This is a genomic window from Occallatibacter gabretensis (assembly GCF_001449115.1).
Lineage (GTDB): Bacteria > Acidobacteriota > Terriglobia > Terriglobales > Acidobacteriaceae > Telmatobacter > Telmatobacter gabretensis.
Map to the genome: position 1 here is coordinate 81,112 of NZ_LAIJ01000010.1, position 26,037 is coordinate 107,148.

General features: G+C 57.7%; 25 protein-coding genes. 8 read left to right on the top strand and 17 right to left on the bottom strand.

The features are described 5' to 3' along the window. Positions 1-11 precede the first annotated feature (11 nt). From VO84_RS16665 to VO84_RS16700, 8 genes are all read right to left on the bottom strand, one after another. Positions 12-692, bottom strand: coding sequence for an O-methyltransferase (locus VO84_RS16665; protein WP_058188883.1), 681 nt, complete (start codon positions 690-692; stop codon positions 12-14). A 42-nt stretch (positions 693-734) separates the two neighbouring features. Next, positions 735-1,724, bottom strand: coding sequence for a polyprenyl synthetase family protein (locus VO84_RS16670; protein WP_082662186.1), 990 nt, complete (start codon positions 1,722-1,724; stop codon positions 735-737). Between the two features lie 38 nt (positions 1,725-1,762). Next, entirely contained in the window at positions 1,763-2,266 is a 504-nt protein-coding gene (locus VO84_RS16675; protein WP_058189349.1) for a YajQ family cyclic di-GMP-binding protein, read from the bottom strand. A gap of 53 nt (positions 2,267-2,319) precedes the next feature. Then, positions 2,320-3,147, bottom strand: a complete 828-nt coding sequence (locus VO84_RS16680; RefSeq protein WP_058188885.1) for a TatD family hydrolase — start codon at positions 3,145-3,147, stop codon at positions 2,320-2,322. 19 nt (positions 3,148-3,166) lie between these two features. Further along, entirely contained in the window at positions 3,167-3,580 is a 414-nt protein-coding gene (gene vapC / locus VO84_RS16685) for a type II toxin-antitoxin system VapC family toxin (protein ID WP_058188886.1), read from the bottom strand. A gap of 27 nt (positions 3,581-3,607) precedes the next feature. Next, entirely contained in the window at positions 3,608-3,862 is a 255-nt protein-coding gene (locus tag VO84_RS16690) for a type II toxin-antitoxin system VapB family antitoxin (protein WP_058188887.1), read from the bottom strand. A 63-nt stretch (positions 3,863-3,925) separates the two neighbouring features. Continuing rightward, complete coding sequence (metG, locus tag VO84_RS16695; RefSeq protein WP_058188888.1) at positions 3,926-6,166, bottom strand: methionine--tRNA ligase; 2,241 nt, start codon at positions 6,164-6,166, stop codon at positions 3,926-3,928. 78 nt (positions 6,167-6,244) lie between these two features. Further along, positions 6,245-6,742, bottom strand: coding sequence for a DinB family protein (locus VO84_RS16700; RefSeq protein ID WP_058188889.1), 498 nt, complete (start codon positions 6,740-6,742; stop codon positions 6,245-6,247). Between the two features lie 101 nt (positions 6,743-6,843). Here VO84_RS16700 and VO84_RS16705 point away from each other — a divergent pair, with 101 nt between their 5' ends. After that, positions 6,844-8,823 carry an arginine--tRNA ligase gene (locus VO84_RS16705; RefSeq protein ID WP_058188890.1) on the top strand — a complete coding sequence of 660 codons (1,980 nt, stop codon included), beginning with the start codon at positions 6,844-6,846 and terminating at the stop codon, positions 8,821-8,823. Between the two features lie 697 nt (positions 8,824-9,520). Here the strand turns inward: VO84_RS16705 and VO84_RS16710 are convergent. Beyond that, positions 9,521-11,020 (bottom strand): leucyl aminopeptidase, encoded by a 1,500-nt coding sequence (locus VO84_RS16710; RefSeq protein WP_058188891.1) that lies wholly within the window; start codon positions 11,018-11,020, stop codon positions 9,521-9,523. A gap of 103 nt (positions 11,021-11,123) precedes the next feature. Here VO84_RS16710 and VO84_RS16715 point away from each other — a divergent pair, with 103 nt between their 5' ends. Then, entirely contained in the window at positions 11,124-11,444 is a 321-nt protein-coding gene (locus VO84_RS16715) for an AbrB/MazE/SpoVT family DNA-binding domain-containing protein (RefSeq protein WP_058188892.1), read from the top strand. Next, on the top strand, positions 11,437-11,823 hold the full coding sequence (locus VO84_RS16720; RefSeq protein WP_058188893.1) for a type II toxin-antitoxin system VapC family toxin: 387 nt from the start codon (positions 11,437-11,439) through the stop codon (positions 11,821-11,823). Before VO84_RS16715 ends, VO84_RS16720 begins: the two co-directional genes overlap by 8 nt. Before the next feature lie 16 nt (positions 11,824-11,839). Here the strand turns inward: VO84_RS16720 and smpB are convergent, their stop codons facing one another. Next, entirely contained in the window at positions 11,840-12,391 is a 552-nt protein-coding gene (gene smpB, locus VO84_RS16725) for an SsrA-binding protein SmpB (protein WP_058188894.1), read from the bottom strand. Between the two features lie 148 nt (positions 12,392-12,539). Between smpB and VO84_RS16730 the strand changes: the two genes are divergently transcribed. Genes VO84_RS16730 through VO84_RS16745 form a run of 4 tightly spaced genes read left to right on the top strand, consistent with a single transcriptional unit; the run spans position 12,540 to position 16,516 of the window. Further along, positions 12,540-14,999, top strand: a complete 2,460-nt coding sequence (locus VO84_RS16730) for a cohesin domain-containing protein (RefSeq protein WP_197414087.1) — start codon at positions 12,540-12,542, stop codon at positions 14,997-14,999. A gap of 1 nt (position 15,000) precedes the next feature. After that, complete coding sequence (locus VO84_RS16735; RefSeq protein ID WP_058188896.1) at positions 15,001-15,471, top strand: type II secretion system protein; 471 nt, start codon at positions 15,001-15,003, stop codon at positions 15,469-15,471. Beyond that, on the top strand, positions 15,458-15,862 hold the full coding sequence (locus VO84_RS16740) for a type II secretion system protein (protein WP_058188897.1): 405 nt from the start codon (positions 15,458-15,460) through the stop codon (positions 15,860-15,862). Before VO84_RS16735 ends, VO84_RS16740 begins: the two co-directional genes overlap by 14 nt. Positions 15,863-15,898: 36 nt before the next feature. Beyond that, positions 15,899-16,516 (top strand): hypothetical protein, encoded by a 618-nt coding sequence (locus VO84_RS16745; protein ID WP_058188898.1) that lies wholly within the window; start codon positions 15,899-15,901, stop codon positions 16,514-16,516. On the opposite strand, the gene yihA is transcribed toward VO84_RS16745, so the two are convergent. Further along, positions 16,510-17,112, bottom strand: a complete 603-nt coding sequence (gene yihA / locus VO84_RS16750; RefSeq protein WP_058188899.1) for a ribosome biogenesis GTP-binding protein YihA/YsxC — start codon at positions 17,110-17,112, stop codon at positions 16,510-16,512. The two genes, VO84_RS16745 and yihA, sit on opposite strands and share 7 nt — an antisense overlap. A 2-nt stretch (positions 17,113-17,114) precedes the next feature. Next, positions 17,115-18,446 (bottom strand): MATE family efflux transporter, encoded by a 1,332-nt coding sequence (locus VO84_RS16755; protein WP_197414088.1) that lies wholly within the window; start codon positions 18,444-18,446, stop codon positions 17,115-17,117. 179 nt (positions 18,447-18,625) lie between these two features. On the opposite strand from VO84_RS16755, the gene VO84_RS16760 reads away from it, so the two are divergent. After that, the gene (locus tag VO84_RS16760; protein ID WP_058188901.1) at positions 18,626-19,414 is read left to right on the top strand and encodes a GlcG/HbpS family heme-binding protein; all 789 of its coding nucleotides are present in this window, start codon (positions 18,626-18,628) and stop codon (positions 19,412-19,414) included. Positions 19,415-19,479: 65 nt separating this feature from the next. Here the strand turns inward: VO84_RS16760 and lon are convergent, their stop codons facing one another. From lon to tig, 5 genes are all read right to left on the bottom strand, one after another. After that, complete coding sequence (lon, locus tag VO84_RS16765) at positions 19,480-21,894, bottom strand: endopeptidase La (RefSeq protein ID WP_058188902.1); 2,415 nt, start codon at positions 21,892-21,894, stop codon at positions 19,480-19,482. 107 nt (positions 21,895-22,001) lie between these two features. Next, positions 22,002-22,442, bottom strand: a complete 441-nt coding sequence (locus VO84_RS22610) for a hypothetical protein (RefSeq protein WP_157439963.1) — start codon at positions 22,440-22,442, stop codon at positions 22,002-22,004. A gap of 105 nt (positions 22,443-22,547) precedes the next feature. Further along, complete coding sequence (gene clpX, locus VO84_RS16770) at positions 22,548-23,819, bottom strand: ATP-dependent Clp protease ATP-binding subunit ClpX (protein WP_058188903.1); 1,272 nt, start codon at positions 23,817-23,819, stop codon at positions 22,548-22,550. A 79-nt stretch (positions 23,820-23,898) separates the two neighbouring features. Continuing rightward, the gene (clpP, locus tag VO84_RS16775) at positions 23,899-24,492 is read right to left on the bottom strand and encodes an ATP-dependent Clp endopeptidase proteolytic subunit ClpP (RefSeq protein WP_058188904.1); all 594 of its coding nucleotides are present in this window, start codon (positions 24,490-24,492) and stop codon (positions 23,899-23,901) included. Between the two features lie 74 nt (positions 24,493-24,566). After that, positions 24,567-25,952 carry a trigger factor gene (gene tig, locus VO84_RS16780; protein WP_058188905.1) on the bottom strand — a complete coding sequence of 462 codons (1,386 nt, stop codon included), beginning with the start codon at positions 25,950-25,952 and terminating at the stop codon, positions 24,567-24,569. Positions 25,953-26,037 lie beyond the last annotated feature (85 nt).

Consider the following 26,037-nt stretch of genomic DNA (forward strand, 5'->3'; position numbering starts at 1 on the left):
TCACTCGCTGGCTAGTCAACTACAACAGCGATTGCGAAGCCGTCATGCTCTTTTATGCCGACTGTTTGCAGCGCTGTGATGCTGAGGTGCGGATTTGATCCTGCAAGCTCTAGAAACCGCCGAGTGCCCTGGGTATCCTCATCTTTGGTGTCGGCATCAAGGATTCTTCCGTCACGCACTACGTTGTCGGCGACTATGATGGTGTCTTTGCGCGCCAGCTTGAGGCTCCAGTCGAGATAGATGGGCATACTTCTCTTATCCGCATCAAGGAAGATGAGATCGAATGGCTTGGCGCCTTCTTCCTGTAGCTTGCGAAGGCTTTCAGCTGCGGGGCCAACACGGACTTCGACCCGATCAAGCACTCCGGCGCGAGCGAGGTTTGCTTGCGCGACTTCGGCATGGTGTGGGTTGAGTTCCAATGTCACCAAGTGTCCGTCTTTAGGTAGAGCTCGCGCCATCCAGGTTGTGGAATAGCCGCCGAGCGTACCGACTTCCAGCACGCGGCGTGCGCTGGAGATCGTGATTAGCATGCCGAGGAGTTTTCCGAAGAGAGGAGAGACATCAATCGATGGCAGTCCATCTGCGCGATTCGATTCAAGAGCGGCAGAAAGATTCTCCTCCGGACGGATCAGCAACTGCTCTAGGCGCTGGTCTACACGATTCCAAAGGTCTTGCCTCGGGCGGCTTGGCATAGGGTCTACTCTCCATGCGCTATTCGAGTACTGAGTGAATTGCTATTTTTCCCGTGCTACGACGAAATCCGGGACCCAGAGGAGCGCGCGTTTGAAGTCCGATTCGGCAAAACCGGCGAGCGCCTGGCGCGCCTGCTCAGCGTAGCGCTCGGCGACGCCCATGGCATACGCCACAGAGTCGTGGCGCTTGAGGATTTCCTGAATCTCCTGCCGGGAGACGTGCTCAAAGCTGCGGTCGTCGAGAACACGCTGGATGAGCTGGCGGTCGGCGGCGGTTCCGTGATCCCATGCGTGAATGACGGCCAGGGTTGTTTTGCCCTCGCGGAGGTCACTTGCGACGGGCTTGCCAAGGACTTCTTCGGTTGCGGTCAGGTCCAGTACGTCATCGACAATCTGGAAGGCAAGGCCGACGGTGCGGCCATATGTTGCTACGTTCGTTTCTTCGGCTTCTGATGCACCGGCAAGGACCGCACCAAGCCGCATGGAGGTGGAAAACAAACATGCGGTTTTGCGGAAGATGAGGTCGTAATATTCGGCTTCCGAGACGGCTTTGCCGAGCTTCTGGATCTGGAGGAGCTCGCCCTCAACCATCTGCTGCGTGAGCGCGATGAGCAGATCGAGGACGCGGAGATTTTTCTCTTCAAGTGCGACCCGGAAGGCCTGCATGTAAAGCCAGTCGCCAGCGAGGACGCATTTCTCATTGCCCCAGGTGGTGTTTGTGCTGGGACGGCCGCGGCGCGTGCTTGCGCCGTCGATGATGTCGTCATGCACGAGCGTGGCAGTATGCACCATTTCAACGACGGTGCCGAGGCGAATGGCGCTCTGGCCGAAGAAGCCCATCATGTGCGCGGAGAGCAAAAGCACCGATGGGCGAATGCGCTTGCCGCCGCCTTCGCGAAGGTACTCGGCGATCTCCGTGATGGTGCTGACACTGGAGGCGGCGTCGCGGCCCAGCTCCTGCTCAATGGCCACGAGATCGTCCCGCAGCAGCTCAAAGACCTCTCGCGCCGTCGCTATCGCCAGTGTGCTTATCATCTTTCTCCCGGTGCTGGAGTTGTAACGTGAGACAGCTAATTCGTGCGGTAATTGGTGAACTGTAGATCGACGCCGAGATCTTTGCCGCGCAGCAGGGCCATGATGGCCTGCAACTCGTCACGGTCTTTGCCGCTGATTCTCACGGTATCGCCCTGAATGCTGGCCTGCACCTTCTTTTTGGAGTCCTTCACAAGGCGGACAATCTCCTTCGCCTTTTCGCCGGGAATGCCCTGCTGGAGAGTGATCTTCTGCCGCACGCTCTGGCCGGCTGCCTGCTCAAGCTTGCCGTACTCAAGGTTTTTGAGCGAGACGCCGCGCTTGACGAGCTTCTGGCCGAGGATTTCTTTGACTGCGTCGAGCTTGTATTCCGCTGCTGAGGCGAGCTGAATCTCCTTGTCGCCCTGCAGAAGCTCGATCTCGGACTTGGAGTCCTTGAGGTCAAAGCGCTGCTTAACTTCCTTGAGTGCCTGGTCGATTGCGTTGCGAACTTCCTGAATGTCGACCTTGCTCACAATATCGAATGAATTGTCTTGCGCCATGTTTGCCCTCGAGCGGCCTGAGCGCATGGGGGCGCCAGGGGGAGCTGTAATTATCAGTTTCCCATGAAGGGGGCTAATCGGAACAATCTTTGGAAGTTTTTCGTTGTTGCTTCGCCTAATTCCTCAGCGAGTACACCCTGCAGAACGGCCAGGGTTTGTGCGGTGTGGACCACATGTGCGGGCTCATTTCGCTGGCCTCTGAGCGGTGCTGGGGCCAGCCATGGGGCGTCGGTTTCGACTAATACGCTATCAAGCGGGAGCTTTGCCGCCACGTCGCGCAGATCCTGGGCTTTGGGATAAGTGATTTGCCCGGCGAAGGAGCAGAGGAAGCCCATATCGAGGGAACGGCGCGCCTGATCGTAGTTTCCGGAGAAGCAGTGCATGATGCCGCCGAGGCCGGTGTGTTGCCAATGCTCTTCGAGAACCACAAAAAGGTCGTCCCAGGCGGCGGTGGTGTTGTCCTTTGGGCGGCAGTGAATCAGGATAGGACGTTTGCGTGCGGCGGCGATTTCCAACTGCGCGATGAGCATTTTGCGCTGAAGATCGTGGGGTGCGCCCTCATGGTAGTAATCGAGGCCGATTTCGCCGCAGGCGATGACTTCCGGCTCGGCGAGCAGGCTGTCGAGTTTGGCAAGGGTCGCTTCGTCAGCGTCGACTGTGGAGTGCGGATAGATTCCAGCGCTCGAGTAAAGCTGTGGCATGCCGGGCTGTCCGTTGTACTCGCGGCAGATATCGAGCGCCTGATGCATTTCCAACGGGTTTTCGCCGATGCCGATAGACAGCACGGCGCCAACGCCGGCGTCAGCAGCGCGGCGTAGCATTTCTGCGCGATCTTCGGCGTAGCGTGTGCTGTCCAGGTGTGCGTGCGAGTCGATGAGCAAGAGAGTGCCTCACAAAAAATCAGCTACGTGAAAGGGCAGGTGGATGAATGACCCGCAGTCCAAGATGAGTTTCAAAGGCATCAAAATCGCGGTCGTTATGCAGAAGCTGGTGGCTGTGTTCGATGCAAAAGGTAGCAATCAGGCAGTCGATGGTACTGCGAACTGTTATGCCGAGCGCGCGTAGACTGCGGTAGTTGCTTGCAGACTGGATAGCAATTGGAATGGTCGGTGATTCAAAGATCGTCATGGTACGAAAAAGTCGTTCGGCTACACGGAACCTGCCATCGAAGCGGATTCCATGTAGAACTTCAGCGAGCACCAGCGTTGTGAGTCCGATCTCGACGGTTCCTTGCGTGTTCCGAAGCCATTGCGTTTGAGGAGTAAGTTTCTGATTGAGAAAATCGATCCAGGCAGACGAGTCAACGATGACCATTTTGTACTCACAGAGATGGATTGCAGGTCATGCGGCAGATTTGCGTTTTACACGATTTGCAGTCTGTACGTCAGAATCGGAGCTGGGATGTTCGTCTGCACGCATCTGATCCAGGTTGCCGCCCCAGCCAATTCCCCAGAGTTCATCAAGTGCTTGCGACTGACGCCGAAGCCGCACAGCAAGCTGTAAAGCCGCCTCAACTGCGGCTTTCTTGGTTATTGCGCCGGTGGCTTTCATCGCCTGGCGCATGAGCTTGTCGTCGATGTCGATGTTGGTCCGCATCACATGCCCTCCGATGTGTAAAGATAGCACGATTTATGTGTATCAATACTGCGAAGCGCCGGCTTACTTCAACCGTGCACCCAGGGGGACGTCTTCAAGGAAACTGGCGAGGACGGGCGAGCCATCGGGTGGCAGCGAGGCGGCGAGGAGCATGCCGTTTGACTCAAGGCCGCGCATCTTGCGGGGCGCGAGGTTGGCGACGATGACGATTTTGCGGCCGATGAGCTTTTCCGGCTCGTAGTACTGTGCGATGCCGGCGAGGATCTGGCGCTTTTCATAGCCGAGGTCGACTTCGAGGCGGAGCAGCTTGTCCGCTTTAGGGATGCGCTCGGCGACGAGGATCTGGGCTACGCGCAATTCCACCTTGGTGAAATCATCGATGGTGATGAATTGCTTTTCTTCTTCGGCAGCTGGAGTTGCGTGAGTCTCCGGTGTGAGCGGAGTACCGGCGGGTGCGTCTGTGGCTCCGGTGGCGAGCCGGGCGCTGGCAATCTCCGGCGGGACTGGGTGCACAGTGGCCGTTTCCACAGGGGTGCCCGTATGATGGGGAGCCACGGTGGTTGGCGTTGCTGTGTGTTCGCCCGGTGTGGCGTCCGGTGCTGATGTGGGGTCGACGGATGTTGCCGCGGGAGCGTGCATAGGCTCGGCCTGTTTGCCGGCTGCTGCGTCTACGGCGCTTGCGTTGTTCTGCTTCTCGAGATTTTCCATACGTTCTATCGCGTCCTTTTCTGCACGGGGGAAGAGTGGCGCCGGCTCGCCAAATTTTGTGCCTGGCTTCAGACCTCCCCATTTGATTTCCGTCAAAAATGTCTTTTTTGCCGCATCCTGAATTTCACCGAGGCCAAGCTGCTGCCAAACCTTTGCTGCCGAAGCGGGCAGAATGGGGTACACCAATGCTGTGATGATGCGAATGGACTCCGCGGCGTTGGCTAACACGCGCGCCTGCAGCGTCTCATGGTCCGCATCACTGCGGTCGGCGGGCTTCTTCCACGGTGCGTTGGCGGTGAGATAGCCGTCGGTTTCGGCAACGAGCGTCCAGAGGATTTTCAATGCCTCAGAGAAGTTGAACTCGTCGAAGGCAACCGGAAATTCTGTGATGGTGCGCTCGGCGGCTGCGCGGAGGGCTGTTTCGGTTTCTGTCGGCGCGCCTGAGTCCGGCACAACGCCGAAGAAGAACTTGTGCATCATGTTAACGACGCGGCTGACGAGGTTGCCGTAGCCGTTGGCAAGATCGCCGTTGTAGCGGCGCACGAGGGCGTCAAAGGTGAAGCTGCCATCCTGGCCGAAGGGGATTTCGCGCAGCAGGAAGTAGCGCAGGGCGTCGGCGCCAAGGACTTCGTCGATGGTTTCTGCGCGGACGATGTTGCCGAGCGACTTCGACATTTTTGTGTCGTCAAAGAGCAGCCAGCCGTTGGCGCGAACGGATTTGGGCGTTGGGATGCCTGCGGCCATGAGGAATGCGGGCCAGTAGACGCAGTGGAAACGGCTGATTTCCTTGCCGATGAGATGAATGTCCGCGGGCCAGAATTTCTCGAATTTTTTCTGGTCCTGGACGTCATCCGAGCCATAACCAATAGCAGTGATGTAGTTAGCCAAGGCGTCTAGCCATACGTAAATGACATGCTTCTCATCACCGGGGACAGGAATGCCCCAGGAAAAGCTGGTACGGCTGACGGAGAGATCTTTGAGGCCGCCGCGGACGAAGGAGATGACTTCTTTTCGTGTGCTCTCAGGCTGCATGAAGCCGGGGTTGGCCTCGTAGAAGTCGAGCAGCTTGCGCTCGAAGGCTGAGAGTTTGAAGAAGTAGTTTTCTTCGCTGACGGTTTCTGTGATGCGTCCGCAATCGGGGCAAGGCGCACCGGGCGGCACATCGACCCAGGCCTCGTCGCTGACGCAGTACTGGCCGGTGTAGGTGCTTTTGTAGATGTAGCCTTTGTCGCGCAGTGTGGCAAAGAGATGCTGTGCGCCGCGAACGTGGCGGGGTTCCGTGGTGCGGATGAAGTCGTCGTAGCTGAGGCCGAGGCGGTCCCAGAGGGCGCGGAACTCGCCGGAGATTTTGTCGGCGAACTCAAGCGGGGTTTTGCCCGCGAGTTTGGCGGAGCGCTCGATCTTCTGGCCGTGCTCGTCGGTCCCGGTGAGGAACCACGTTTCGATGCCGAGAGCACGCTTGCGGCGGGCGATGGCGTCGCAGACGATTGTGGAGTAGGCGTGGCCCAGGTGAGGCCGCGCGTTTACGTAGTAAATGGGCGTGGTGAGGTAGTAATGGTCTGTTCTCAAACCGGGGCTGGAATCGGGCTTTGTCATTGATGAAGGGCAGGGCAGACGGCAGTGCTGCGCGGAAAGCCCTGACACTCCATCTTAAGGCATTGGGTTTATTGCAGCTTATGAAATGGACGGGAGCAGGCCCATGAAGATGTAGTCGAGTGGCAGGTCAGCGGTGATGCCGTGGTGGCGCACCAGCGTGGCTAACTGAGCGTAATGCCGGATGGAGTGGGTGAGTGACTGCACTAATGCCGTGCGCCGGGTTATGTGCAGAGCGCCGATGCTGCGTGTTTTGAATTCGAGCACTTCTTCCCACCAGTCTTCGTCTTTTTCGAGCAGCGGCCGTATCAGATCGAAGGCGCGATTGTGGGTTGCGTAGATGGCGTCGACGGAGTCGTAAGGGATGGTCGCGTAATCGGTCTGCGGGAGTTCGAGGAGGCGCTCGGGGTAACGCAGTTCGACGGCGACAATGTGCTGCAGGAGTTGGGCGACGGATTGCGTTTCGCGGATGTCGCAGGGGAAGGCCAGGATTTCCGGGTGCGTCGTTAAGAGCTTCTTGAACTTGTCGGTGGTGTACTCGACGTATGCCAGGAGTTGTTCTCCGGTGAGGGCGACCATCTTTGTTGTTCTCCTTGAGCAGATAGTAAATGGAAAATTTGATTGCCGCTGGATGTTAAACTTAGCCTTGCAAATCAAGGATTTCTGAGGTTTTTGCGCGCGTGTATCTTGAACTTCAAAAGCAGCTTGCCGGGCATTTGCGCTCGGTTCTTCAGAGCAAATACTCGATTGAGATCGAGAATGTTCCCGTTGAGATTCCGCCGGATCTAAAGTTTGGCGAACTGGCGACGCCGATTGCGCTGCAGTTGGCGCGGACGCTGCGCAAGGCGCCGAAGGTGATTGCGCAGGAGATCGTTGAAGCTCTCGGGACGCTGCCGGGGTTTGCAGGCTTTGAAGTGGCTGGCGCGGGGTATATCAATGCTCGGCTGGACCGGACTGCGGGCGTTCGGGCGGTTGTGGATGGTGATGGTCATTCGCTTGATATGCAGGACCATGTGCTGGTGGAGCATACAAGCATTAATCCCAACAAGGCTGCGCACATTGGGCATCTGCGGAATGCGATTCTTGGCGATACGTTTGTGCGACTGCTGAGGGCTGCTGGGAACCAAGTGGATGTGCAGAACTACATCGACAACACCGGGGTGCAGGTGGCGGATGTGGTTGTGGGTTTTCTGCATCTTGAAGGTAAGTCGCTGGCGGAGGTTCGCCGGCTGCTGGAAGAACTGAAGACGAGTGGCGAGCGCGTGGATTACTACTGCTGGGACCTGTATGCAAGGACTTCGCAGTGGTACGAGCAGGGAAGCGCGGAAGAGAATGCGGAGCGCAAGAAATTTAGATATGCCACGCTGCATGAGATTGAGCAGGGCGGCAACGAGACGGCTGAAGTGGCTGATCTGATCTCGACGGCTGTGCTGCGGCGGCATTTGGAAACGATGCTGCGGCTGGATATTGAGTATGATTTTTTGCCGCGCGAGAGCGAGATTCTGCACCTGAAGTTCTGGGATGTGGCCTTTGAGCAGTTGAAGCAAACCGGCGTGCTGTACTTTGAGACCGAAGGCAAGAACAAGGGCTGCTGGGTGATGCGTCGGCCTGGCGCGGAGATTGCTGAAGGCGAGCTTGACGAAGATGCGAAGGTGATTGTGCGGTCGAATGGGACCGTGACGTATGTTGGCAAGGACATTGCGTATCACCTGTGGAAGTTTGGCTTGTTGGGCCGCGACTTTGGTTACAAAAAGTTCTTCAAGTATCCCGATCATGAGTGCTGGATTTCTACCGAGCATGGTGAGGCGGAGCATCCTCATTTTGGCGGGGCGACGGCTATTTACAACGTGATTGATTCGCGGCAGTCTGATCCGCAGGCCAATGTGATTCAGGCGCTGCGCGGGATGGGGCACACGGCGCAGGCGGATCACTACACGCACTTCAGCTATGAGATGGTGGCGCTGACGCCGCGGTGTGCGGTTGATCTTGGGTACACGGTTTCGGATGAGGATTTGAGCCGGCCTTATATCGAAGTGAGTGGGCGCAAGGGCTTTGGTGTGAAGGCTGACGATCTGATCGACAAGCTGATTGCAGCGACGCGCGAGGAAGTGGAGAAGCGCCAGACCAGCCGCGAGGAGGCTGAGCGCCAGAAGATTGCCGAACAGGTTGCGATTGGCGCGCTGCGGTATTTCATGCTGAAGTTCACGCGAAACTCCGTGATTGCTTTTGACTTTAAGGATGCGCTGAGTTTTGAGGGCGAGACCGGGCCGTATGCGCAGTATGCTGCCGTGCGCATTCGCAATATCTTCCGGAAGGGTGGGACTACTCCCAAAGCGGAGTTAGCACGGTTGGCGGAGATAGACGAGTTAGAAAGCTATCTTTCCGGCGAAGAGAACGAGGACATCTGGGCGCTGTGGCTGCGTGCGGGACGGCGATCGCTGGTGCTTGATCAGGCTATTGGCGCCTCAGAGCCCGCGTATCTGGCGAAGCATGTGTTTCAACTGGCGCAGGAGTTCAACAACTTCTACCACAAGCACCACATCCTGACGGAAGAGGATCCGGCGAAGAAGACGTTCCTGCTGGCTACGGCTGCGGTTGCGCTGCGAGAGCTGATGATGGTGCTTGGGTGGTTGGGGATTGAGACGCCGGAGGCGATGTAGGGCAGCTTTTAGCTCTTAGCTGCTCGCTCCTGGCTTGAATTTGCGAGAACGTATGGGAGTGCTATCCCAGGTCTCAAAATCGAGACCTGGGGCACCCGGCACCCGGCTCTCAGCTTTTCTGTGGGGGAGAATAGACACACAGAGATGCTATCTGTTTTATTTTCATGGATTTAAGACTCTGGCCGGCTCACAGATTTACAGAATTACAGATTCTGTGACGAGAGAAAATCACGAATTTTCTATTCGTAAATCCTAGTAAGATATTTATATTCATATACTTGAGGTCAATTTTCCGCTTGAAAAAGGGTGCGAAAATGTGGTCAAAATGCGGCGAAAATGGCAATTCTTAAGCTCTAATTCAATCGGAGATGACTGCGGGAAGATTATTTTACGGCTGGAAAATACGAAGGCCCGGTCCTTGAAGACCGGGCCTTTTTGACTTCAAGATAAGTGTGGCACGGATGGGCCTAATTTTGTGCAAACTATCTGGAAGGAATCCTGGGTACGAAAGGGCATTGGACTAAAGTAATGGGATCACAGCGCTTCGTACTTCCACACTGGAACTTATCAGTCTGTTCTGTCTTAAAAAAAGCATACCTCAGGGGCTGAAGCCCCCGCTCTTCTGCCTGGTTTATTGCCGGGGATAAATCCCCGGCAATAAACCTCGGCTTACTCCGGCCTACCCTGTAGCTAAAAGCTAATAGCTTCGCACCCATTCCACTATGGAACGAACGGCTACGCCGGTTGGGCCTTTGGCGATGAAGGGCTTGTTCTCGTCATTCCAGGCGAGGCCTGCGATGTCGAGGTGAAGCCAGGGTGTGTCTTCGGCGAAGACCTTGAGGAACTCGGCGGCTGTGATTGCGCCGCCGTAGCGGCCGCCGGTGTTCTTGATGTCGCCGATGTCGGATTTGATTTGCTCCGCGTATTCGTCACCCAAAGGAAGACGCCAGAACTTTTCTCCGCTGGCAGCAAGTCCGTTATTGAATTTGCCGAAGGTCTCGTCGTCATTGGAGAAGACGCCTGCGTTGATCTGGCCGAGCGCGACGGCGACTGCGCCGGTGAGCGTGGCGGCGTCAATCAGGTGGGTTGCGCCGAGCTGCTTTGCGTATGTGATTCCATCGGCGAGGACGAGGCGGCCTTCGGCGTCTGTGTTGATGATCTCGATGGTTTTGCCTGACATTGCGGTTTGTACATCGCCGGGCTTCTGCGCTTTGCCGTCGGGCATGTTCTCTGTGGCGCAGACGATGCAGATGACGCGCACTTTGGGCTTGAGCAGCGCGATGGCGCGGATGGCGCCCAGCATGGCTGCGCCGCCTGCCATGTCGTACTTCATCTTTTCCATGTTGTCGGCGGGTTTAATGGAGATTCCGCCGGTGTCAAAGGTGACGCCTTTGCCGACCAGGCCGAGGACCGGGCCGTCGGTGACGCCTTCCGGTTCGTACTTGAGCACGATGAGTGCGGGCGGCTCTTCGGATCCTTGTGTGACGCTGAGGAAGGCTCCCATCTTAAGAGTGCGAAGCCTTTCGGTGGAGCTGATGTCCCAACCGAGGCCGACTTCTTCAGCCATGATTGCGGCGCGGCGGCCGAACTCGGTGGGGGTGAGCACGTTGCCCGGCTCGTTGACCAGTACGCGGGCAAAGTTCTGGCTTTCGCCGATGATTGCGCCCTCCGCGAAGGCAGCTTCCACGGCTGATTTTTCTGCGCTGGCAGGCGCGATGGCGGTGAAGGAGTTGACGCTCAGGTCCTTGCGGTCGCTGCGGTAGGTGTCCGAGTCGAAATCGCCCACGACTGCGCCTTCGGCAGTGGCGCGGGCTCCCGCGGGGAGCGGGATTTCGGAATCGGGGAGTGCGAAGGCGAGCTCGCGGATGCCGCGAGGCTTGGTGAACCGGACTGCCGTTCCGGCGGCATTGCGGACGCTGGTCAGGGTAGCTGTTGCCTGTTTGCCGAGCCCGATCAGGAGCAGGCGCTTTGCCTTAAGTCCCGCCGGTGCGTGCAGCAGCAGGGTCTCATTCGCGCCTGCTTTGAATTCGCCGCTGGAGAGAACGCTGGCGGCGGCCTTTACAGCTTCATCTGCTGTGAGCAGGAGTGGTTCCGGTTTGGCGTCGGGGCCCTTGGCGGTCTGGGTGTCTGCGGCCAGAACGGCCAGCCATTCTGTTTCGATTTCGTTCAGGGGAGCAAAGGAAAGTTCGGTCCGCATACCCAATTGTTGCATTTCTTTTTTTTTTCTCAGGAATCCATGCACTGGAGACCTGGATTGTCATAACTATCCATTGGTGTCAAAATGAAAAGGGGTGTCAATTATGTCGGATCTGGCAACTCGCTCAAAAACTCGCATCAGTTCTAATGGAAGGATTGTGATTCCCGCTTCGATGCGCGAATTGCTCGGGGTTAATCCCGGAGACACAGTTCTTATGGATGTTGAGGATGGGGTTTTGAAGATTGAGTCTTATCCTACTCGTGTTGCAAGGATTCAAAGGGAATTAGCTCATCTCAGAAAGCCGGGCGTTCTTGCTTCAGATGAACTGATCGCGGAACGACGGGCGGAAACTCGGCGCGAGGAAGAAGCGTTTGAGCGCGATGCCGCAACAGTTCGGAAACTGATCGAGGATAAGATTGCCTGATAGCGTTGTGCTGGACTCTTCAGCTGTATTGGCACTGCTACTGGGCGAACCCGGCGGACAGCGTGTGGTGCCTCATCTGGACAAAGCGATATTAAGCGCGGTGAATGCATCCGAAGTTCATACCCGTCTCATTCATCTCGGCGAGCCGCCTGCGACAGCATGGCAACGTCTGACCGCTCTTCGATGTGATATATGGCCTTTCACCAGTGAGCAGGCAAGAATCGCTGCGGAGTTGATCTCGATCACGCGTCCTTACGGCTTATCTCTGGGCGATCGCGCGTGCCTGGCCCTTGCTATGGAGCGCAATGCGACGGCCTGCACCGCCGACAAAGCCTGGCAGAGTCTCTCCCTCGGTATCGAGATCGAAACTATCCGCTGAGCAGCATTGCCGGGGTCTATCGCTGATTGCGGCGCTTGCTGTCATTGATGGCGGAGCGGGCTTCGCGGTCGGCTTCGCGGCGCTTTTCGGTCTCGCGCTTGTCCCAGTCCTGTTTACCCTTGGCCACTGCTAACTCGCACTTGATTCGCCCGTGCTTAAAATAAAGCCGCGTGGGGATGAGCGTATGTCCTTTGATCTGCGTCTTGGAGTGTAGCTTACGAACCTCTTCCCTGTGCAGAAGCAGTTTGCGCGTGCGGGTTTCGTCGTGGTTGGAGATATTCCCATGCGAATAAGGCCCAATATGCAGGTTGAGCAGAAACGCCTCGTCGTCTTTGATCAGACCGTAGGCGTCCTTGAGATTGGCTTTGCCCTCGCGGATCGACTTGACTTCGGTTCCGCGAAGGGCCACGCCCGCCTCAAACCGCTCAAGAAGAAAGTAGTTATGGCTGGCTGCGCGGTTATGAGCCGCATCGCGCTCGCCGGACGCCACGGGGTCGCGCGGACGCGCAACCTTCTTCTGGCTGGGGGTGTCGGGCTGGACGATTACATGACTGGTCTGGCGCGCCATCGTACGGGTTCCTTAAAGCTATATCCTAGCATCTGCATAGTTTCCGCTGAGTGCGCGCAAGGGCGTCCGGCACATGGTCTTTGCTAAAATGAGGCATCGCTTGAGAGTAAGGATGTATCGACAAAAAGGCGTCCGAAAAGGGAGCTTGATGAATCGTAAGTTGCTGTTCTCCCCTTTGAGGGCTACCTTTCTACTCGTTTTCGCCTTGACGCTGGCCGCGGGCGCATCGCTCCATGCCCAGTCTGCCGGCAAGCTTTATAAACAGGGCCAGGCTGCCGAGAACAGCGAGAAGTGGGATGCGGCCTTCGAGGCCTACCAGCAGGCATACGCCAAGAATCCCAAAGACCTTCGCTATCGCACCGCGATGTATCGCGTGCGGGGCGCTGCCTCCGCGATCCACCTGACCAGGGGCCGGCAGCTGGAAAAATCCGGGGAAGACCAGGCCGCGATGGTAGAGCTGCTGCGCGCGCTGGATATTGATCCGAGCAACGAGGCCGCCACGCAAGAGATTGAGGCGCTGCGTGAGCGCCAGAAGCATGCTGCAGTACAAGCGCCTCCTGTTCCGCCAGCCGAAGTGGCCAGACAGGCAGCCTTTGACTCGCTTGGCGGCCCGATTGAGCTTAAACCCATGTCCACCGAGCCGTTCACGATGCGGGCGGCGGAGGATACGAAGAATATCTATCAGGCCATTGGCCGCGCAGCCGGCGTCAACGTGCTTTTCGATCAGGCTTACACCTCCAAGCGGATCACGGTGGATCTCACCAACGTTTCTTATCTCGATGCGCTGCGCATTGTAGGCATTCAATCGAACACCTTCTGGCGCCCGGTTACCTCGAATACCATTTTTGTTGCGGAGAATACCCCCGCCCGGCGGCGCGATCTCGATGAGTTCGCTGTCCAAACCTTTTATCTGACCAATGCCGTCCAGCAGAACGATTTGAATGACACTTTGCAGACGGTTCGCAATGTGCTGGGAACGGATGTCAAAGCGTATCCCGTCAATAGTCAGAACGCCATCATCGTAAAGGGCACGCCGGACCAGCTGCTTCTTGCAGCGAAGATCATCAGCGACATCGACAAGGCCATGCCAGAGGTGGTGGTCGATATTGCCATTATGGAAGTGAGCAAGAACTGGGAACGCACCCTGGGCATACAGTGGCCCGGCAGCGTGGGCGTGCAGCTGCAGTCGCCCTGCACTACCAGCAGCACGAGCAGCAATTGCACTTCGAGCAGCAGCGGCACCGGCACCAGCACCACAACCAGCACCAGCAACCTGACGCTTTATAACCTGGCCAATCTGAATTCGAATGACTTTGCCATTACGATGGGCGCGGCGACGGCCAATCTGCTGCTTTCCGACGCGAACACCAAGGTTCTGCAAAGCCCGCGTCTGCGCGCTACCAATATGCAGAAAGCAACGATGAAGATCGGCTCGCGCATCCCGATCGCCACGGGCACATTTAATACCGGCGTCAGTTCCAGCGTGCTTGCCGGCGTGGCCCAGACGCAATTCACATATATCGATATCGGCGTCAACGTGGAAATGACACCCACCATCCACGCGGACGGCGACGTTACCTTGAAGCTGAAGATTGAAGATCAGTCCGAGGGCAGCAACGTGACGATCAGCGGCGTTACCGAGCCGATCATTATCCAGAAGAACAGCGAGCAGACGATCCGCCTGCGCGAGGGCGAGGTCAGCATCCTTGGCGGGATTCTGGAAAATACCGATTCGACAAGCTGGAGCGGCATTCCAGGCCTTAGCTCGATTCCGTTTCTGCGCTACCTCTTTGGTTCCAAGGACCACACCATCATGAACGATGAGCTGGTTTTCATGCTCGTGCCGCATATCGTGCGCAGGGCGGAGACATCAGCTTCCAATCTGCGCCCGGTGGATACGGGCACGGGGCAGAGTATCCAACTTCGCCACCTACCCGTGGACGGAGCCGCGGCCAATGCCACGCCAGTGGCACAGGCAGGTGTTGCCACTACCATTGTGAGCTCATTCAAGGCTCCGAGCGCCGCCGCTGCCGCGCCTATGGCCATTGCGGAGCTGCGAAAGTCGGCTGAGGGCGCGATGAACGCAGTTCAGACTCAAGGCCCCACGTCACCGGTTTCACCGCCTCCTATGGTTCCGCCGACGGTGCCGATGACTCCGCCGGCGGCTGCTCAGCCCCCTAGTAATCCGGTTCCGGGATCGTTGGTTCGCTTTATTCTCAGCAGTCCCGGTCCGGTCGCAAATGGAGCTACCTTTCAGATTCCTATCGTGATCAGCGGAGCAACGGATATTGCCGCCGTTCCGATTAAGTTGCATTACGATGCAACGAAGCTTTCACTGGTGGGAGTTGCGCCCGGGGACTTCCTGAACCGCGATAACCAGACTGTGAGCCCCACCTTCCGGGAAGATCCACCTGGCGACATTACCATCAATGCTTCCCGTTCCAGCAGCGCGCCAGGCGTAAGCGGAGCGGGGGTGGTGTATGTGCTCAACTTCCAGGCAAAGGCGCCGGGAGACAGCACCATTGCAATCACACAACCTGTTGCAATGAACAAGAGCCAGCAGTCCGTACCGGCTACGGGCGGCGGCGTGAACATTACCGTGAAGTGAGATGAGACGCAGCAGTCCAATACGGAAGCGGGGCGAGCGCGGCCTTACCCTTCTTGAACTGATTGTGACCGTGGGGATTCTCGGCATTCTGGCTGCCGCGGCGTTGCCTGTGGCGCGCTTCGAGATCAAGCGGCAAAAGGAACGCGAGTTGCGCGCGGACCTGTGGATGATCCGCGAGGGGATTGACAGGTACAAAGACGCAGCGGACAAGGGCGGCATCATGGTGAAGGTGGACAGCAACAATTATCCGCCCGATCTGGACACGCTGGTGAAAGGCGTGGACATGAAGGGGGTCAAGATGAAGTTTCTGCGCCGCATCCCGATTGACCCCATGACCGGCAGCACCGAGTGGGGTCTGCGGTCGATGCAGGACGATCCGAAGTCCGATTCCTTTGGCGGGCAAAGCGTCTTTGACGTGTACACAAAATCGCAGGGAACAGGCCTGGACGGCACGAAATATGCGGACTGGTAAACCAAAACACGAAGCCGGCTTTACGCTGCTGGAGATGATGATTGTCATGACCATCATGCTCGTCCTGGTAGCCGTCGCCATTCCTGCATATAAAGCAACGGTGCGCAATGCGCGCGAAGCTGTACTCAAGGAAGACCTGCACACCATGCGCTCCGCGATCGACTCCTATACCGCGGACAAACAGAAGGCTCCGCAGTCATTGGACGATCTGGTGCAGGACGGTTATCTGCGCGAGGTTCCCGTGGATCCGATGACGCAGAGCAAGGAGACCTGGACTACTGATACGGGAGATACGCTGCACTCGCTTGATCAGACCGATCCGGGTGTCGACGACGTGCACTCGGGCTCGCAGGATACGGGCACCGACGGGCAGCCTTACTCGACCTGGTAGCTCATGCAGGTAGCTCCTGTAGCATGAACTTCATTCATGCGCGATTTAGCGACAACTGATCCTGTTCTCTTTGCGGAGCTGGCTGCAACGTATGAGCTCTACGCAGCGCTTGCGCGCGATCTCGATTCGGAAGCGGGCCTTGGCGGCAAGCTGCTCTATACGGGCGAACTGAATCCGCTGGGAGGCAGGCTGATGCGGGCTGCGAATATAGCCGGTGCAGCGTCATTGGGTGCGACGGCGGATGCGGCGATGCAACGCATGGCGATTCGTGAGGGTGTGGCTGATTTTCTTGTGACTTCACTGGATGAGGCGCTGCGGATTCTGAAGAACGAGATTCGCAAGCGGCAGACTGTTGCCGTGTGTGTGGCTGCTGCGCCGGATGCGATTGAAGCGGAGATGCAGGAACGAGGTGTGCTGCCTGATTTGCGGGCGCCGATTGCTGCACAGCCTCTGCGGCTGGATCAGATTTTTCTTGCTGTTGCTGATGCGCCCGCAGACTTTGAGGCTCGCGTACTTGCGCTGATACCTGAGAGTGAGCGGGCTGTGCGACGCTGGTTGCGGCTTTCTTCGCGGTATCTGGGGCCAAAGGCGCGTGGAGTGCGGTCGCTGGCCTGTACGAAGGAGATTGCGGCAATCCTGACGACGGATTACTGAGCGCTGTTTAAGGCTTCAATTCTGGCCCACAGCGCGCCGATTCCTGTGCCCGTCTTCGCGGAGATGGGTAGAATGTCGTCGGTTCCCAGACCCTTTTTAAGCGCGGCGAGATTGCGCGTGCGCTCATTACCGCTGAGCCGATCGACTTTCGTTGCGACGACTACGAAGGCGCGCCCCATGTGCCGCATCCAGTCGATGAGCTGCCGGTCGCGATCCTGCGGAGGAACATTGGAATCGACGAGGCAGACGCAGAGGCCGAGCGTTTCGCGGTCGGCGAGATACGGCTCGATAAACTTTGGCCACTCTGCGGAGATCGACTTCGAGATCTTGGCATAGCCATAGCCGGGCAGGTCCGCGAAGACGAGCTTGGCCCGTTGGCGCTCGTCGAGAAGCGCGAAGAAGTTAATCGCGCGCGTGCGACCGGGCGTGGAAGAGACCTTTGCCGCTTTCTCGCCGGCGAGTGCGTTGAGCAGGCTCGACTTGCCCACATTTGAACGGCCAAGGAAGGCGATCTCCGGAGCGTTTCGCACTGAATCCGGAGCGGGGAACTGTTCGGCGGCCATGGCCGAAAGCAGGAATTGCGTGGTGTATTTCATATTTATGTCCAACCATCCACTCTTGCAAAGCGCGCGGTTACGGGAAACAGCACTTCAATGCGTTTGAGCCGAACCGCGAGTGTGATTGCGCGCGCCGCCATGAACCCGCAGAAGGCGCACCACAATCCGTTATTGCCGAACCAATGCTGGAGGGCGATTGCCGCGGCGAGATAGAAAAGGAACGAGATGATCATGGCGTTGCGCAACTCGCGGCCTCGTGTTGCGCCGATGAAGATGCCATCCAGTTGAAAGCTGGCCACCGAAATAATCGGGAGCGCGACGGCCCAGGGCAAAAAACGCAGAGCTAGTGTTTGCACGGCTTGCACGTTTGTAAAGAGCGGCACCAACCATGGGCCGGCGATGAGGTAGGTGAGCGAGGCGAGAGCTGCGACTGCCACGGCCCATGTCCACGAAGCCCGCAGCACGGCACGATAATCTTCGATTCTTTGCGCTCCAATAGATTCGCCGACAAGGGTTTCCGTGGCATTGGCAAAGCCGTCGAGCCCGTACGCGGCAATGTAGTGCAGGTTCATCAGCACGGCGTTTGCGGCCAGGATGGCATCGCCCTCGTGTGCTCCTGTGCGCGCAAACCATAGGTATGCCGCGGCCAGGCTCACTGTTCGCAATAGAATATCGCGGTTCAGCGCGAATAGTTTTCTTACCTTTGGACGGTCGAGGAGACTGTGCCATGGGATTGGCGCCCACATGCGCCGTTCCACAAGCGCCAAGCCAAGAAGGCATCCGATCCATTCCGCTATGGCTGTTCCTGTGGCGATGCCAGCAACGCCCCAGTGCATGCGCAGTACCAGGAACAGCGCCACGCATACGTTCACCACGTTGATGGCCGCCTGCAGCAGCAGCGCAAGCTTTGCGCGCTGGCGGCCCAGAAGATAACCGAGGATGGCGAAGTTGGCCAGCGCTGCCGGAGCCGACCAGATACGCACATGGCAGTAGAGGCTTGCGTTTGCCGCAGCCTCCGGGCTTGCGCCCAGCAACTGTATGGTGAGCGCGATGAGCGGACCCTGCAGTGCCAGGACCATTGCTCCGATCAGCAACGCCAGAAGCAGGGAGCGCAGAAAATGCAGCCGCAGCTCTTCGTCCTGACCCGCTCCCTGTGCCTGCGCTACAAGCCCAGTGGTGCTCATCCGAAGGAAGCCGAAGCTCCAGTAGATGGTGTCGAAGAAAACGCCGCCCAGCGCAACTCCGCCTAGCGCCGCCGCGCCTGGAAGGTGCCCGCTTAATGCGGTGTCTACCGTTGCCAGCAGCGGCTGCGTGAGATTAGACAGAATCAGCGGAACCGCCAGCAGAAGGACGCGCCGATACCAGTGTGTCATTGCATTGATTCTATCTTCATGCATTACCAGTTTGACGTGTGTTGAATTCAACACAATTTCCGATTGCCAGACGAAATCAGGCCGTGATAGCGTCGCTGTGGCCTCCAGAGTGCTACGACGCGGTCTCCTCTCCGAAAAACTTGTGCGTATTCCTCTGTTTGCCGAGGAGGAAGATTTCCATGAGAATTCATCGTTTCGCACTCCCTGTGCTGGCGGTCTGCATTTCTTCGTCAGCGTTTGCTCAGCTCTCTCAAAACAACTACGACTCCGGAGCGGCCTGCAAGGGCCTTCCAACGCAGTCTCAATTGAAGGCGGCACTCACCGCTGCCCGCAACATGCAAAACGGCGGCTTCAATCTCGATATGTGGGGCACAGTTGTGAACCGCGACGGTATCGTGTGCGCGGTTGCCTTTACCGGATCGGACCGCGGATCGCAGTGGCCGGGCAGCCGTGCAATCTCCGCGCAAAAGGCCAACACGGCCAATGCCTTCAGCCTGCCGCAGCTCGCGCTTTCCACTGCCAACCTCTACACGGCAGTGCAGCCCGGCGGCAGTCTCTTCGGCCTGCAGGCCAGCAATCCAGTCAACACGGAAGTTGCTTATCGCGGCGATTCGGCGGACTACGGTCAGCGTAACGATCCGATGGTTGGCGGCAAGATTGGCGGCGTCAATGTCTTTGGCGGCGGTCTTGGAATTTACAACTCGCAACACCAGTTGATCGGCGGCATTGGCGTCAGCGGAGATTCTTCCTGTGCTGACCACAACATCGCATGGCGCACACGTCACACGCTCAACCTGGACTTTGTACCGTCCGGCGTGAGCGGCGATGCTACTCGTCCAGACAATATTGTCTACGATATCGTGAATGCTCCCGATCTGATGATCGGCAAGAGCGGGAATGGATGGGGACATCCAACGTGCAGCAGTGCTTCCACAACAATCGCTGGCCAGCTTCCGGCTGTACAGTAAGCAAATCTGTAAAAGAAATGGGCCTCTCATGCGAGAGGCCCATTTCTACAGAAGATTTGTTGATTCTACTGTCGTGCTGCTTGTCCGCCTGCGATATCTGTCGGGACCGGAACAGCGGCCAGTACTTCGGCCTCCGGTGGAACTGGAGTGGGCAGCGGTTCGGTGAGAGACAATGCCAACACCTCATCCATTGAATCCACGAAGTGCAGCTTCATGGAGTTCTTGATTTTATCCGGCAGCTCGGACAAATCCTTTTCGTTGCCACGAGGCAGAATGGCTTCAAAGATGCCTGCCCGCAGTGCCGCGAGGAGTTTTTCCTTGAGGCCGCCGATGGGCAGCACCTTGCCGCGCAGCGTGATTTCGCCCGTCATCGCGATGTCGCGGCGGACGGGAATTTTGGAAAGCGCGCTAGCCAGTGCTGTGGCCATGGTGATGCCTGCGGAGGGGCCGTCCTTGGGAATTGCGCCTTCCGGGACGTGCAGGTGCAGGTCTACGTTGCGGTAGAACTCGCGCGTGAGACCGAGGGCCTGCGCGCGCCCGCGAATATAGCTGAGAGCAGCCTGCGCTGATTCCTGCATGACATCGCCAAGCTGGCCTGTGATGGTGAGCTTGCCCTTGCCGTCGAGTACCTGAACTTCGGTGTACAGAATGCTGCCACCGACCTCCGTCCAGGCGAGACCGGTGACGACGCCGATCTCGTTCTTCTCCTGCATTTCGGAGTCGCGGAAGCGCGGCACGCCGAGGAATTCGGCAATATTGGCCGCGGTGATTTCCTCTTTGTGCTTTGCGCCATTCTTCACTACGCGGCGCGCCACTTTGCGGCAGAGGTTGCCCAACTCACGTTCGAGATTGCGGACGCCGGCTTCACGCGTGTAGCTGCGAATGAGCTCAACGATCGCGTCGTCGTGGATGGTGATCTGTTTTTCGTTCAGACCGGTCTGCTCGCGCTGTTTTTTGACGAGATATTGCCGCGCGATCTCGAGCTTTTCCTGTTCCGTGTAGCCCTGCAGGCGGAGGGTCTCCATGCGGTCCTGCAGAGGCGCTGGAATGGTGTGCAGCACGTTCGCAGTGGCTACGAAGAGAACCTGCGAGAGGTCGTAGTCGACGTCGAGATAGTGATCCTGGAAGGTGGAGTTCTGCTCGGGGTCGAGTACCTCGAGCAGCGCCGATGCCGGGTCGCCACGGAAATCCGAGGCTATCTTGTCCACTTCATCGAGCAGGAAGACGGGGTTCTTGGTGCCGGCCCTCTTCATGTGCTGGATAATCTGCCCCGGAAGCGCGCCAATGTAGGTACGCCGGTGGCCACGGATCTCGGCCTCGTCGCGCACGCCGCCGAGAGCGAGGCGGACGAACTTGCGGCCCGTTGCCTTGGCGATGGACATGCCGAGTGAAGTTTTGCCTACTCCCGGAGGTCCGACGAAGCAGAGGATGGAACCTTTGGGGTTCTTGACGAGCTGACGCACGGCGAGAAATTCGAGGATGCGTTCTTTGATCTTTTCGAGGCCGTAGTGGTCTTCGTTGAGAACCTTCTCGGCGAAATCGATGGAGCGCGTTTCCTTGGAGCGCTTCTTCCACGGCACGGCTAACAGCCAGTCGACGTAGTTGCGGCTGACTGTGGACTCGGCGGACATGGGCGGCATGGCTTCGAGCTTTTTAAGCTCAGCGATGGCTTTCTCAAGCACATCCTTCGGCATTCCTGCGGCTTCAATCTTCTTGCGGAGTTCGTCGAACTCGCTTTTTTCGCCGCGTCCAAGCTCTTTCTGGATGGCTTTGATTTTCTCGTTGAGGTAGTACTCTTTCTGCGCACGCTCCATCTGCCGCTTTACGCGCGACTGGATGTTGCGGTCGAGGTCCAGCTTTTCGATTTCGACGTCGAGCACGTCAGCGATACGCGCGAGGCGGGCGGCGGGATCGAAGATGCTGAGCAGTTCCTGCTTTTCCTCTACGCCGATCTGCAGGTTCGTTGCAATGACATCCGAGAGTTTCGAAGCCTCGTCCATGCGAACGGTAGCGATGATGGTTTCGTAGTTGAGCGACTGCTGGAGCTTGACGTACTGCTCAAAGAGGGTGGTGACGCGCTGCATGAGCTGCTCGACAGGCGGGGTCAACTCAAAGTTTGATTTACCGGTGCGAATAGTGGCGACGAAGAAGCCGTCACGGTCGTTTACTTCGACGGACTTGGCGCGCTCTACGCCCTCAACAAGGACCTTGATGTTGCCGTCAGGCATCTTGACGTTCTGCACAATGCGGCAGATGCAGCCGACCTGATAGATTTCCTTTGCCTTGGGCTCGTCCATCGTGGCGTCATGCTGCGTGGCCAGAAAGATGAGCCGGTCGCCTGTGAGCGCCTCTTCCAGCGCGCGCACGCTCGACTCGCGCCCCACCACGAAGGGCGTCATCATATAGGGGAAGATCACCATGTCCCGAATGGGCATCATGGGCAGTTTGCGCGGCTCGGATTTGTCGCGGGGAGTGGTCATACTCAAGTTTAACTCCGCTCTGCCGCAATGCCAAAACGCATGGGCGGTTCTCAGCATTGATTGGATTGTACTGTTGACAAGACTGTGGATTGAACCCGCAACAGGAATTATTCAGCTTCTGCAGCTTTTGTGCCTCCGATCAGCCTGGGCCATTTCAACAGGCTTGTCACAAGCCAGAATGAGCCGTAAGCGACTAAAGGCAGAGTCCAGAAGGATAATCCGCCACGAATTGTTGTCCAAACCGAAGGCTGATCGGGAAAACCCCTTACATGAATCATGTAAGAGCGTTGAGCAAGCATTCCGAAAGGAAGATATAACCCTGCAAAAATAAGCAGGCAGCCGGCGACTACACGATTCCAAAGAGCAAGAATTGAAGACCAGAACGGCGAATAACATGCCAAGCATATTGCGAGGATTTCCTGAAAGCAATCATTGACACCAATCGTGAAGATGCCTCCGAGCGATAGCACGCAACTATACAAACCGCCGAGTATACCGAGACAGAAGACAGCCAAACTGATAACGCGTTTGAGAGTATCTCTGTTCATTGGGCAGTCCCTTTGGTTTGAGTTGTTAATTCATTCTATGGGGGGGATAAAAAGTTAAGGGGCTCGATTAGAGCCCCTTGAGGTTTTCGGTATAACAGATCTGGCTTATCCAGCCTTTTCCAACAGGCAGAGTGAGAGATCGCGGCGCTCTACCATGTCGCGTGTGATTTCGAGGTCGCGCGCCTTCTTGTTGTTGGGCAGGTTGTACATCAGGTCCAGCATCAACTCTTCGAGGATCATGCGGAGGCCACGGGCGCCGACTTTGCGGGTGAGGGCTTCGCGGGCGATGGCTCCCACGGCATCCTGCGAGAAATGGATGCGGACGTTTTCGAATTCGAGCAGGCGCTGGTACTGCTTGAGAATTGCGTTGCGCGGCTTGGTGAGGATCTCAACCAGAGCGGCTTCATCCAGCTCATCGAGCACGCCCATCACAGGCAAGCGTCCGACAAACTCGGGGATCAATCCGTACTTGATGAGGTCCTGCGGCTCGGTTTTGCGCAGCAGCTCCGTGTCGCGGTGGGTACGAGTGGTTGCGGCATCGGCTTCGGCGTCAATGGTCTTGAAGCCAAGCGCCTTCTTGCCAATGCGCCGGCCTACTACGCGCTCGAGGCCCACAAAGGCTCCGCCGCAGATGAAGAGGATATTTGTGGTATCGACCGCGGTGAACTCCTGATGTGGATGCTTGCGCCCGCCCTGCGGAGGAACGTTTGCCACCGTGCCTTCAAGGATCTTGAGCAGCGCCTGCTGTACGCCCTCACCGCTCACGTCGCGTGTGATGGAGGGATTCTCATCCTTGCGACCGATCTTGTCGATCTCGTCGATGTAAATGATGCCCTGCTGCGCCTTGGTCACGTCGCCGTCGGCGGCCTGCAGGAGCTTGAGGATGATGTTCTCCACATCCTCGCCGACATAGCCGGCCTCGGTCAGCGTTGTGGCGTCCACAATGGCAAAGGGCACATCGAGCATCTTGGCCAGGGTATGCGCCAGAAGCGTTTTGCCGGAGCCGGTGGGACCGACCAGCAGGATGTTGGACTTCGCCAGTTCGACATCATTGTTCCGCGCGCGGTTCATCTGGATGCGCTTGTAATGGTTGTAAACCGCCACGGCGAGCTTCTTCTTGGTCTGGTCCTGTCCGATCACGTAGTCATCGAGAAAGCTTTTGACTTCATGCGGCTTGGGCAGGTGACCGGCTGTGGTGGAGGGATGCGCTTCGCCGCGGTCGTCTTCGAGAATCGAGTTGCAGACACCCACGCATTCATCGCAGATGTAGGCCCGGGGATAGTCGCTGGGCGAAGAGATCAATTTTGCAACTGCGTCCTGTGATTTGTGGCAGAACGAGCAGCGCAATGCTTCTTCAGGTCCCGTGCGCGTTTTCATGGTTATACGACTCCTCCCGGACTTTCCGGACTTGCATTCGGTTTCTGCATCCGCGTGAGCGGAAAAAGTTAAAGCCGCGCTAGCTTCCGCGCGGCCGGTCGATAATCTCGTCGATGATGCCGTATTCCTTGGACTGCTCGGCATTCATGATGAAGTCGCGCTCTACGTCGCGTTCGATGCGATCGAGGGGCTGGCCTGTGTGCTTGGCCATTAGAGTATTGGTGATTTCGCGGATGCGAAGAATCTCTCGCGCGTGAATGTCGATGTCCGTGGCCTGACCGCTGAGTCCGCCCATGGAAGGCTGGTGGATCAGAATGCGCGAGTTGGGCAGCGCGAACCGCTTACCCTTTGTTCCTGCGAGCAACAGAAACGCGCCCATGCTGGCTGCCTGACCGATGCAGAAGGTTGTCACCGAATTCTTGATGTACTGCATGGTGTCGTAGATGGCGAGGCCGGCCGTGATGGAACCGCCCGGTGAATTGATGTAGAGCTGAATGTCCTTGTCCGGGTCTTCGCCGGAAAGGAACAGCAGCTGTGCGACCACCAGATTGGCTATCTGATCATCAATCGGCGTACCAAGAAAAATGATGTTATCGCGCAGCAGACGCGAATAAATGTCGTAGGCGCGCTCGCCCCGGCTCGTCTGCTCAACAACCATGGGAACTAATGCCATGTGTGCCCTTTTCGCTCTCCAGTTCAGTTACGCTTGTCTTCGCCGCCCGTTTATGAGCGCGACGTTGCCCCACGCTAGGCAGGCAGCCGATCGTACAAAAGTTGAGCGGTTTTTTCGCGTTTCAGTTGTTCCCGGATTCTAGCCAGACCGCCGTCCTGCGTCAATCGCGCAAGCAGGGCATCGGCTGATTCACCGGTTTGCATGGCGCCAATCTGCACCTCGTGGTTGACTTCCTCGTCCGTTACCTGCACGTTCTCAGCCTGTGAAATCTTGGCCAGAAGAATGCCACTCTTCACTTCCGCGGCCGCGGAATCACGCTGGGCAGCGCGCAGACGGGCAAAGTCCAGCTTCCGCATCTGCTCTGCATTCATGCCCTGCTGGGCAAGGGCGCGCAATCCACGTTCCAGGCGGGCGTCAATCTGCTCCTGCACCAGCGTCTCGGGAACGGGGAACGGGAAACGATCGACTAACGCATGGAAGAGCTGATCCTTCGTTTCGCCTTCCACGCTGCGCCGCTTGCGACTGGCTACGTGCTCGCGCACCTTGGTTTCCAGATCCGCCAGGTTCTCGTAATTGCCCAGTTCCTTTGCGAACTCGTCGTTCAGCTCAGGCACGATGCGCTTACGGATGCCCTTCACGTCAATCGTGTAGTCCACAGTCTTTCCTGCCAGCGTGGCCTGCGGGTACTCTGCCGGATAGCTTGCGGAAACATCCAGGGTCTGGCCCACCGTTGCGCCGCGCAATGCGCTTGTGAAGGCCTCTACGGTGTCTTTGCCGCCAATTTCGACGAGTGCTTCCTCGCCCTTGATGGGCGCGGTGTCTTCGGAGCCTTCGATCTTGCCCGCGTAGGAGATCAGGGCCCAGTCACCATCGACGAGCGGGCGTTCTTCTTCAACCGGCTCAACGGTGGAGCGTGAGTCCCGGAGCTGCTCGATCTCGGCGTTAAACTCATCGTCTGTCGCTTCAACGGAGGGCTTGGGCACGGTCACATTTTGGTAGCCCTCGATTGAAAACTCGGGCAGATACTCAAATACGGCCTTGACATGCAGCGGCTCGCCGTCTTCGATCTTGAGCTCGGTTACCTGCGGTTGGCCCACGGGCGCAACGCCCAGATCAGCTACGGCTTTGTTGAACTTTTCAGGCAGAAGTTGATCGAGCACATCCTTGCGAATCTCATTCGCGTATTTGCGCTTGATGACGCTCTCCGGGGCTTTACCGGGGCGGAAGCCGGGGATACGGGCATACTTCTGATAATTCCGCGTGACGCCGCGGAAGGCCTTGGTCACATCTTCGGCGGGGATTTCCAGCTCCACGTCGCGGGTGCAGTCAGGATTCAGGACGGGAGCGGGGTTGTGGGCGTGATCATGATCGTGGTCGTGATGCTCGTGATCGTGCGCGTGGCCTTCATGGCCAGTAACTTCCTGCTCCGGTGTGTTTTCGAGGGTGTCAACAGAACTCAACTTTGTTGCCTTCCAGGCGCGCGTGGCGCCGCGTGAAAACTCCCCGGAAATGGGGCGGGTGCTACAAAGGCCGCCAACTCGGGGG

What these genes read in the sequence shown, in the direction of transcription:
- VO84_RS16665 (WP_058188883.1), bottom strand. Translation starts at nt 692, where the DNA reads ATGCCAAGCCGCCCGAGGCAAGACCTTTGGAATCGTGTAGACCAGCGC.
- VO84_RS16675 (WP_058189349.1), bottom strand. Translation starts at nt 2,266, where the DNA reads ATGGCGCAAGACAATTCATTCGATATTGTGAGCAAGGTCGACATTCAG.
- vapC (WP_058188886.1), bottom strand. Translation starts at nt 3,580, where the DNA reads ATGGTCATCGTTGACTCGTCTGCCTGGATCGATTTTCTCAATCAGAAA.
- VO84_RS16690 (WP_058188887.1), bottom strand. Translation starts at nt 3,862, where the DNA reads ATGCGGACCAACATCGACATCGACGACAAGCTCATGCGCCAGGCGATG.
- metG (WP_058188888.1), bottom strand. Translation starts at nt 6,166, where the DNA reads ATGACAAAGCCCGATTCCAGCCCCGGTTTGAGAACAGACCATTACTAC.
- VO84_RS16700 (WP_058188889.1), bottom strand. Translation starts at nt 6,742, where the DNA reads ATGGTCGCCCTCACCGGAGAACAACTCCTGGCATACGTCGAGTACACC.
- VO84_RS16710 (WP_058188891.1), bottom strand. Translation starts at nt 11,020, where the DNA reads ATGCGGACCGAACTTTCCTTTGCTCCCCTGAACGAAATCGAAACAGAA.
- VO84_RS16715 (WP_058188892.1), top strand. Translation starts at nt 11,124, where the DNA reads ATGTCGGATCTGGCAACTCGCTCAAAAACTCGCATCAGTTCTAATGGA.
- smpB (WP_058188894.1), bottom strand. Translation starts at nt 12,391, where the DNA reads ATGGCGCGCCAGACCAGTCATGTAATCGTCCAGCCCGACACCCCCAGC.
- VO84_RS16730 (WP_197414087.1), top strand. Translation starts at nt 12,540, where the DNA reads ATGAATCGTAAGTTGCTGTTCTCCCCTTTGAGGGCTACCTTTCTACTC.
- VO84_RS16735 (WP_058188896.1), top strand. Translation starts at nt 15,001, where the DNA reads ATGAGACGCAGCAGTCCAATACGGAAGCGGGGCGAGCGCGGCCTTACC.
- VO84_RS16740 (WP_058188897.1), top strand. Translation starts at nt 15,458, where the DNA reads ATGCGGACTGGTAAACCAAAACACGAAGCCGGCTTTACGCTGCTGGAG.
- VO84_RS16745 (WP_058188898.1), top strand. Translation starts at nt 15,899, where the DNA reads ATGCGCGATTTAGCGACAACTGATCCTGTTCTCTTTGCGGAGCTGGCT.
- yihA (WP_058188899.1), bottom strand. Translation starts at nt 17,112, where the DNA reads ATGAAATACACCACGCAATTCCTGCTTTCGGCCATGGCCGCCGAACAG.
- VO84_RS16755 (WP_197414088.1), bottom strand. Translation starts at nt 18,446, where the DNA reads ATGACACACTGGTATCGGCGCGTCCTTCTGCTGGCGGTTCCGCTGATT.
- VO84_RS16760 (WP_058188901.1), top strand. Translation starts at nt 18,626, where the DNA reads ATGAGAATTCATCGTTTCGCACTCCCTGTGCTGGCGGTCTGCATTTCT.
- lon (WP_058188902.1), bottom strand. Translation starts at nt 21,894, where the DNA reads ATGACCACTCCCCGCGACAAATCCGAGCCGCGCAAACTGCCCATGATG.
- VO84_RS22610 (WP_157439963.1), bottom strand. Translation starts at nt 22,442, where the DNA reads ATGAACAGAGATACTCTCAAACGCGTTATCAGTTTGGCTGTCTTCTGT.
- clpX (WP_058188903.1), bottom strand. Translation starts at nt 23,819, where the DNA reads ATGAAAACGCGCACGGGACCTGAAGAAGCATTGCGCTGCTCGTTCTGC.
- clpP (WP_058188904.1), bottom strand. Translation starts at nt 24,492, where the DNA reads ATGGCATTAGTTCCCATGGTTGTTGAGCAGACGAGCCGGGGCGAGCGC.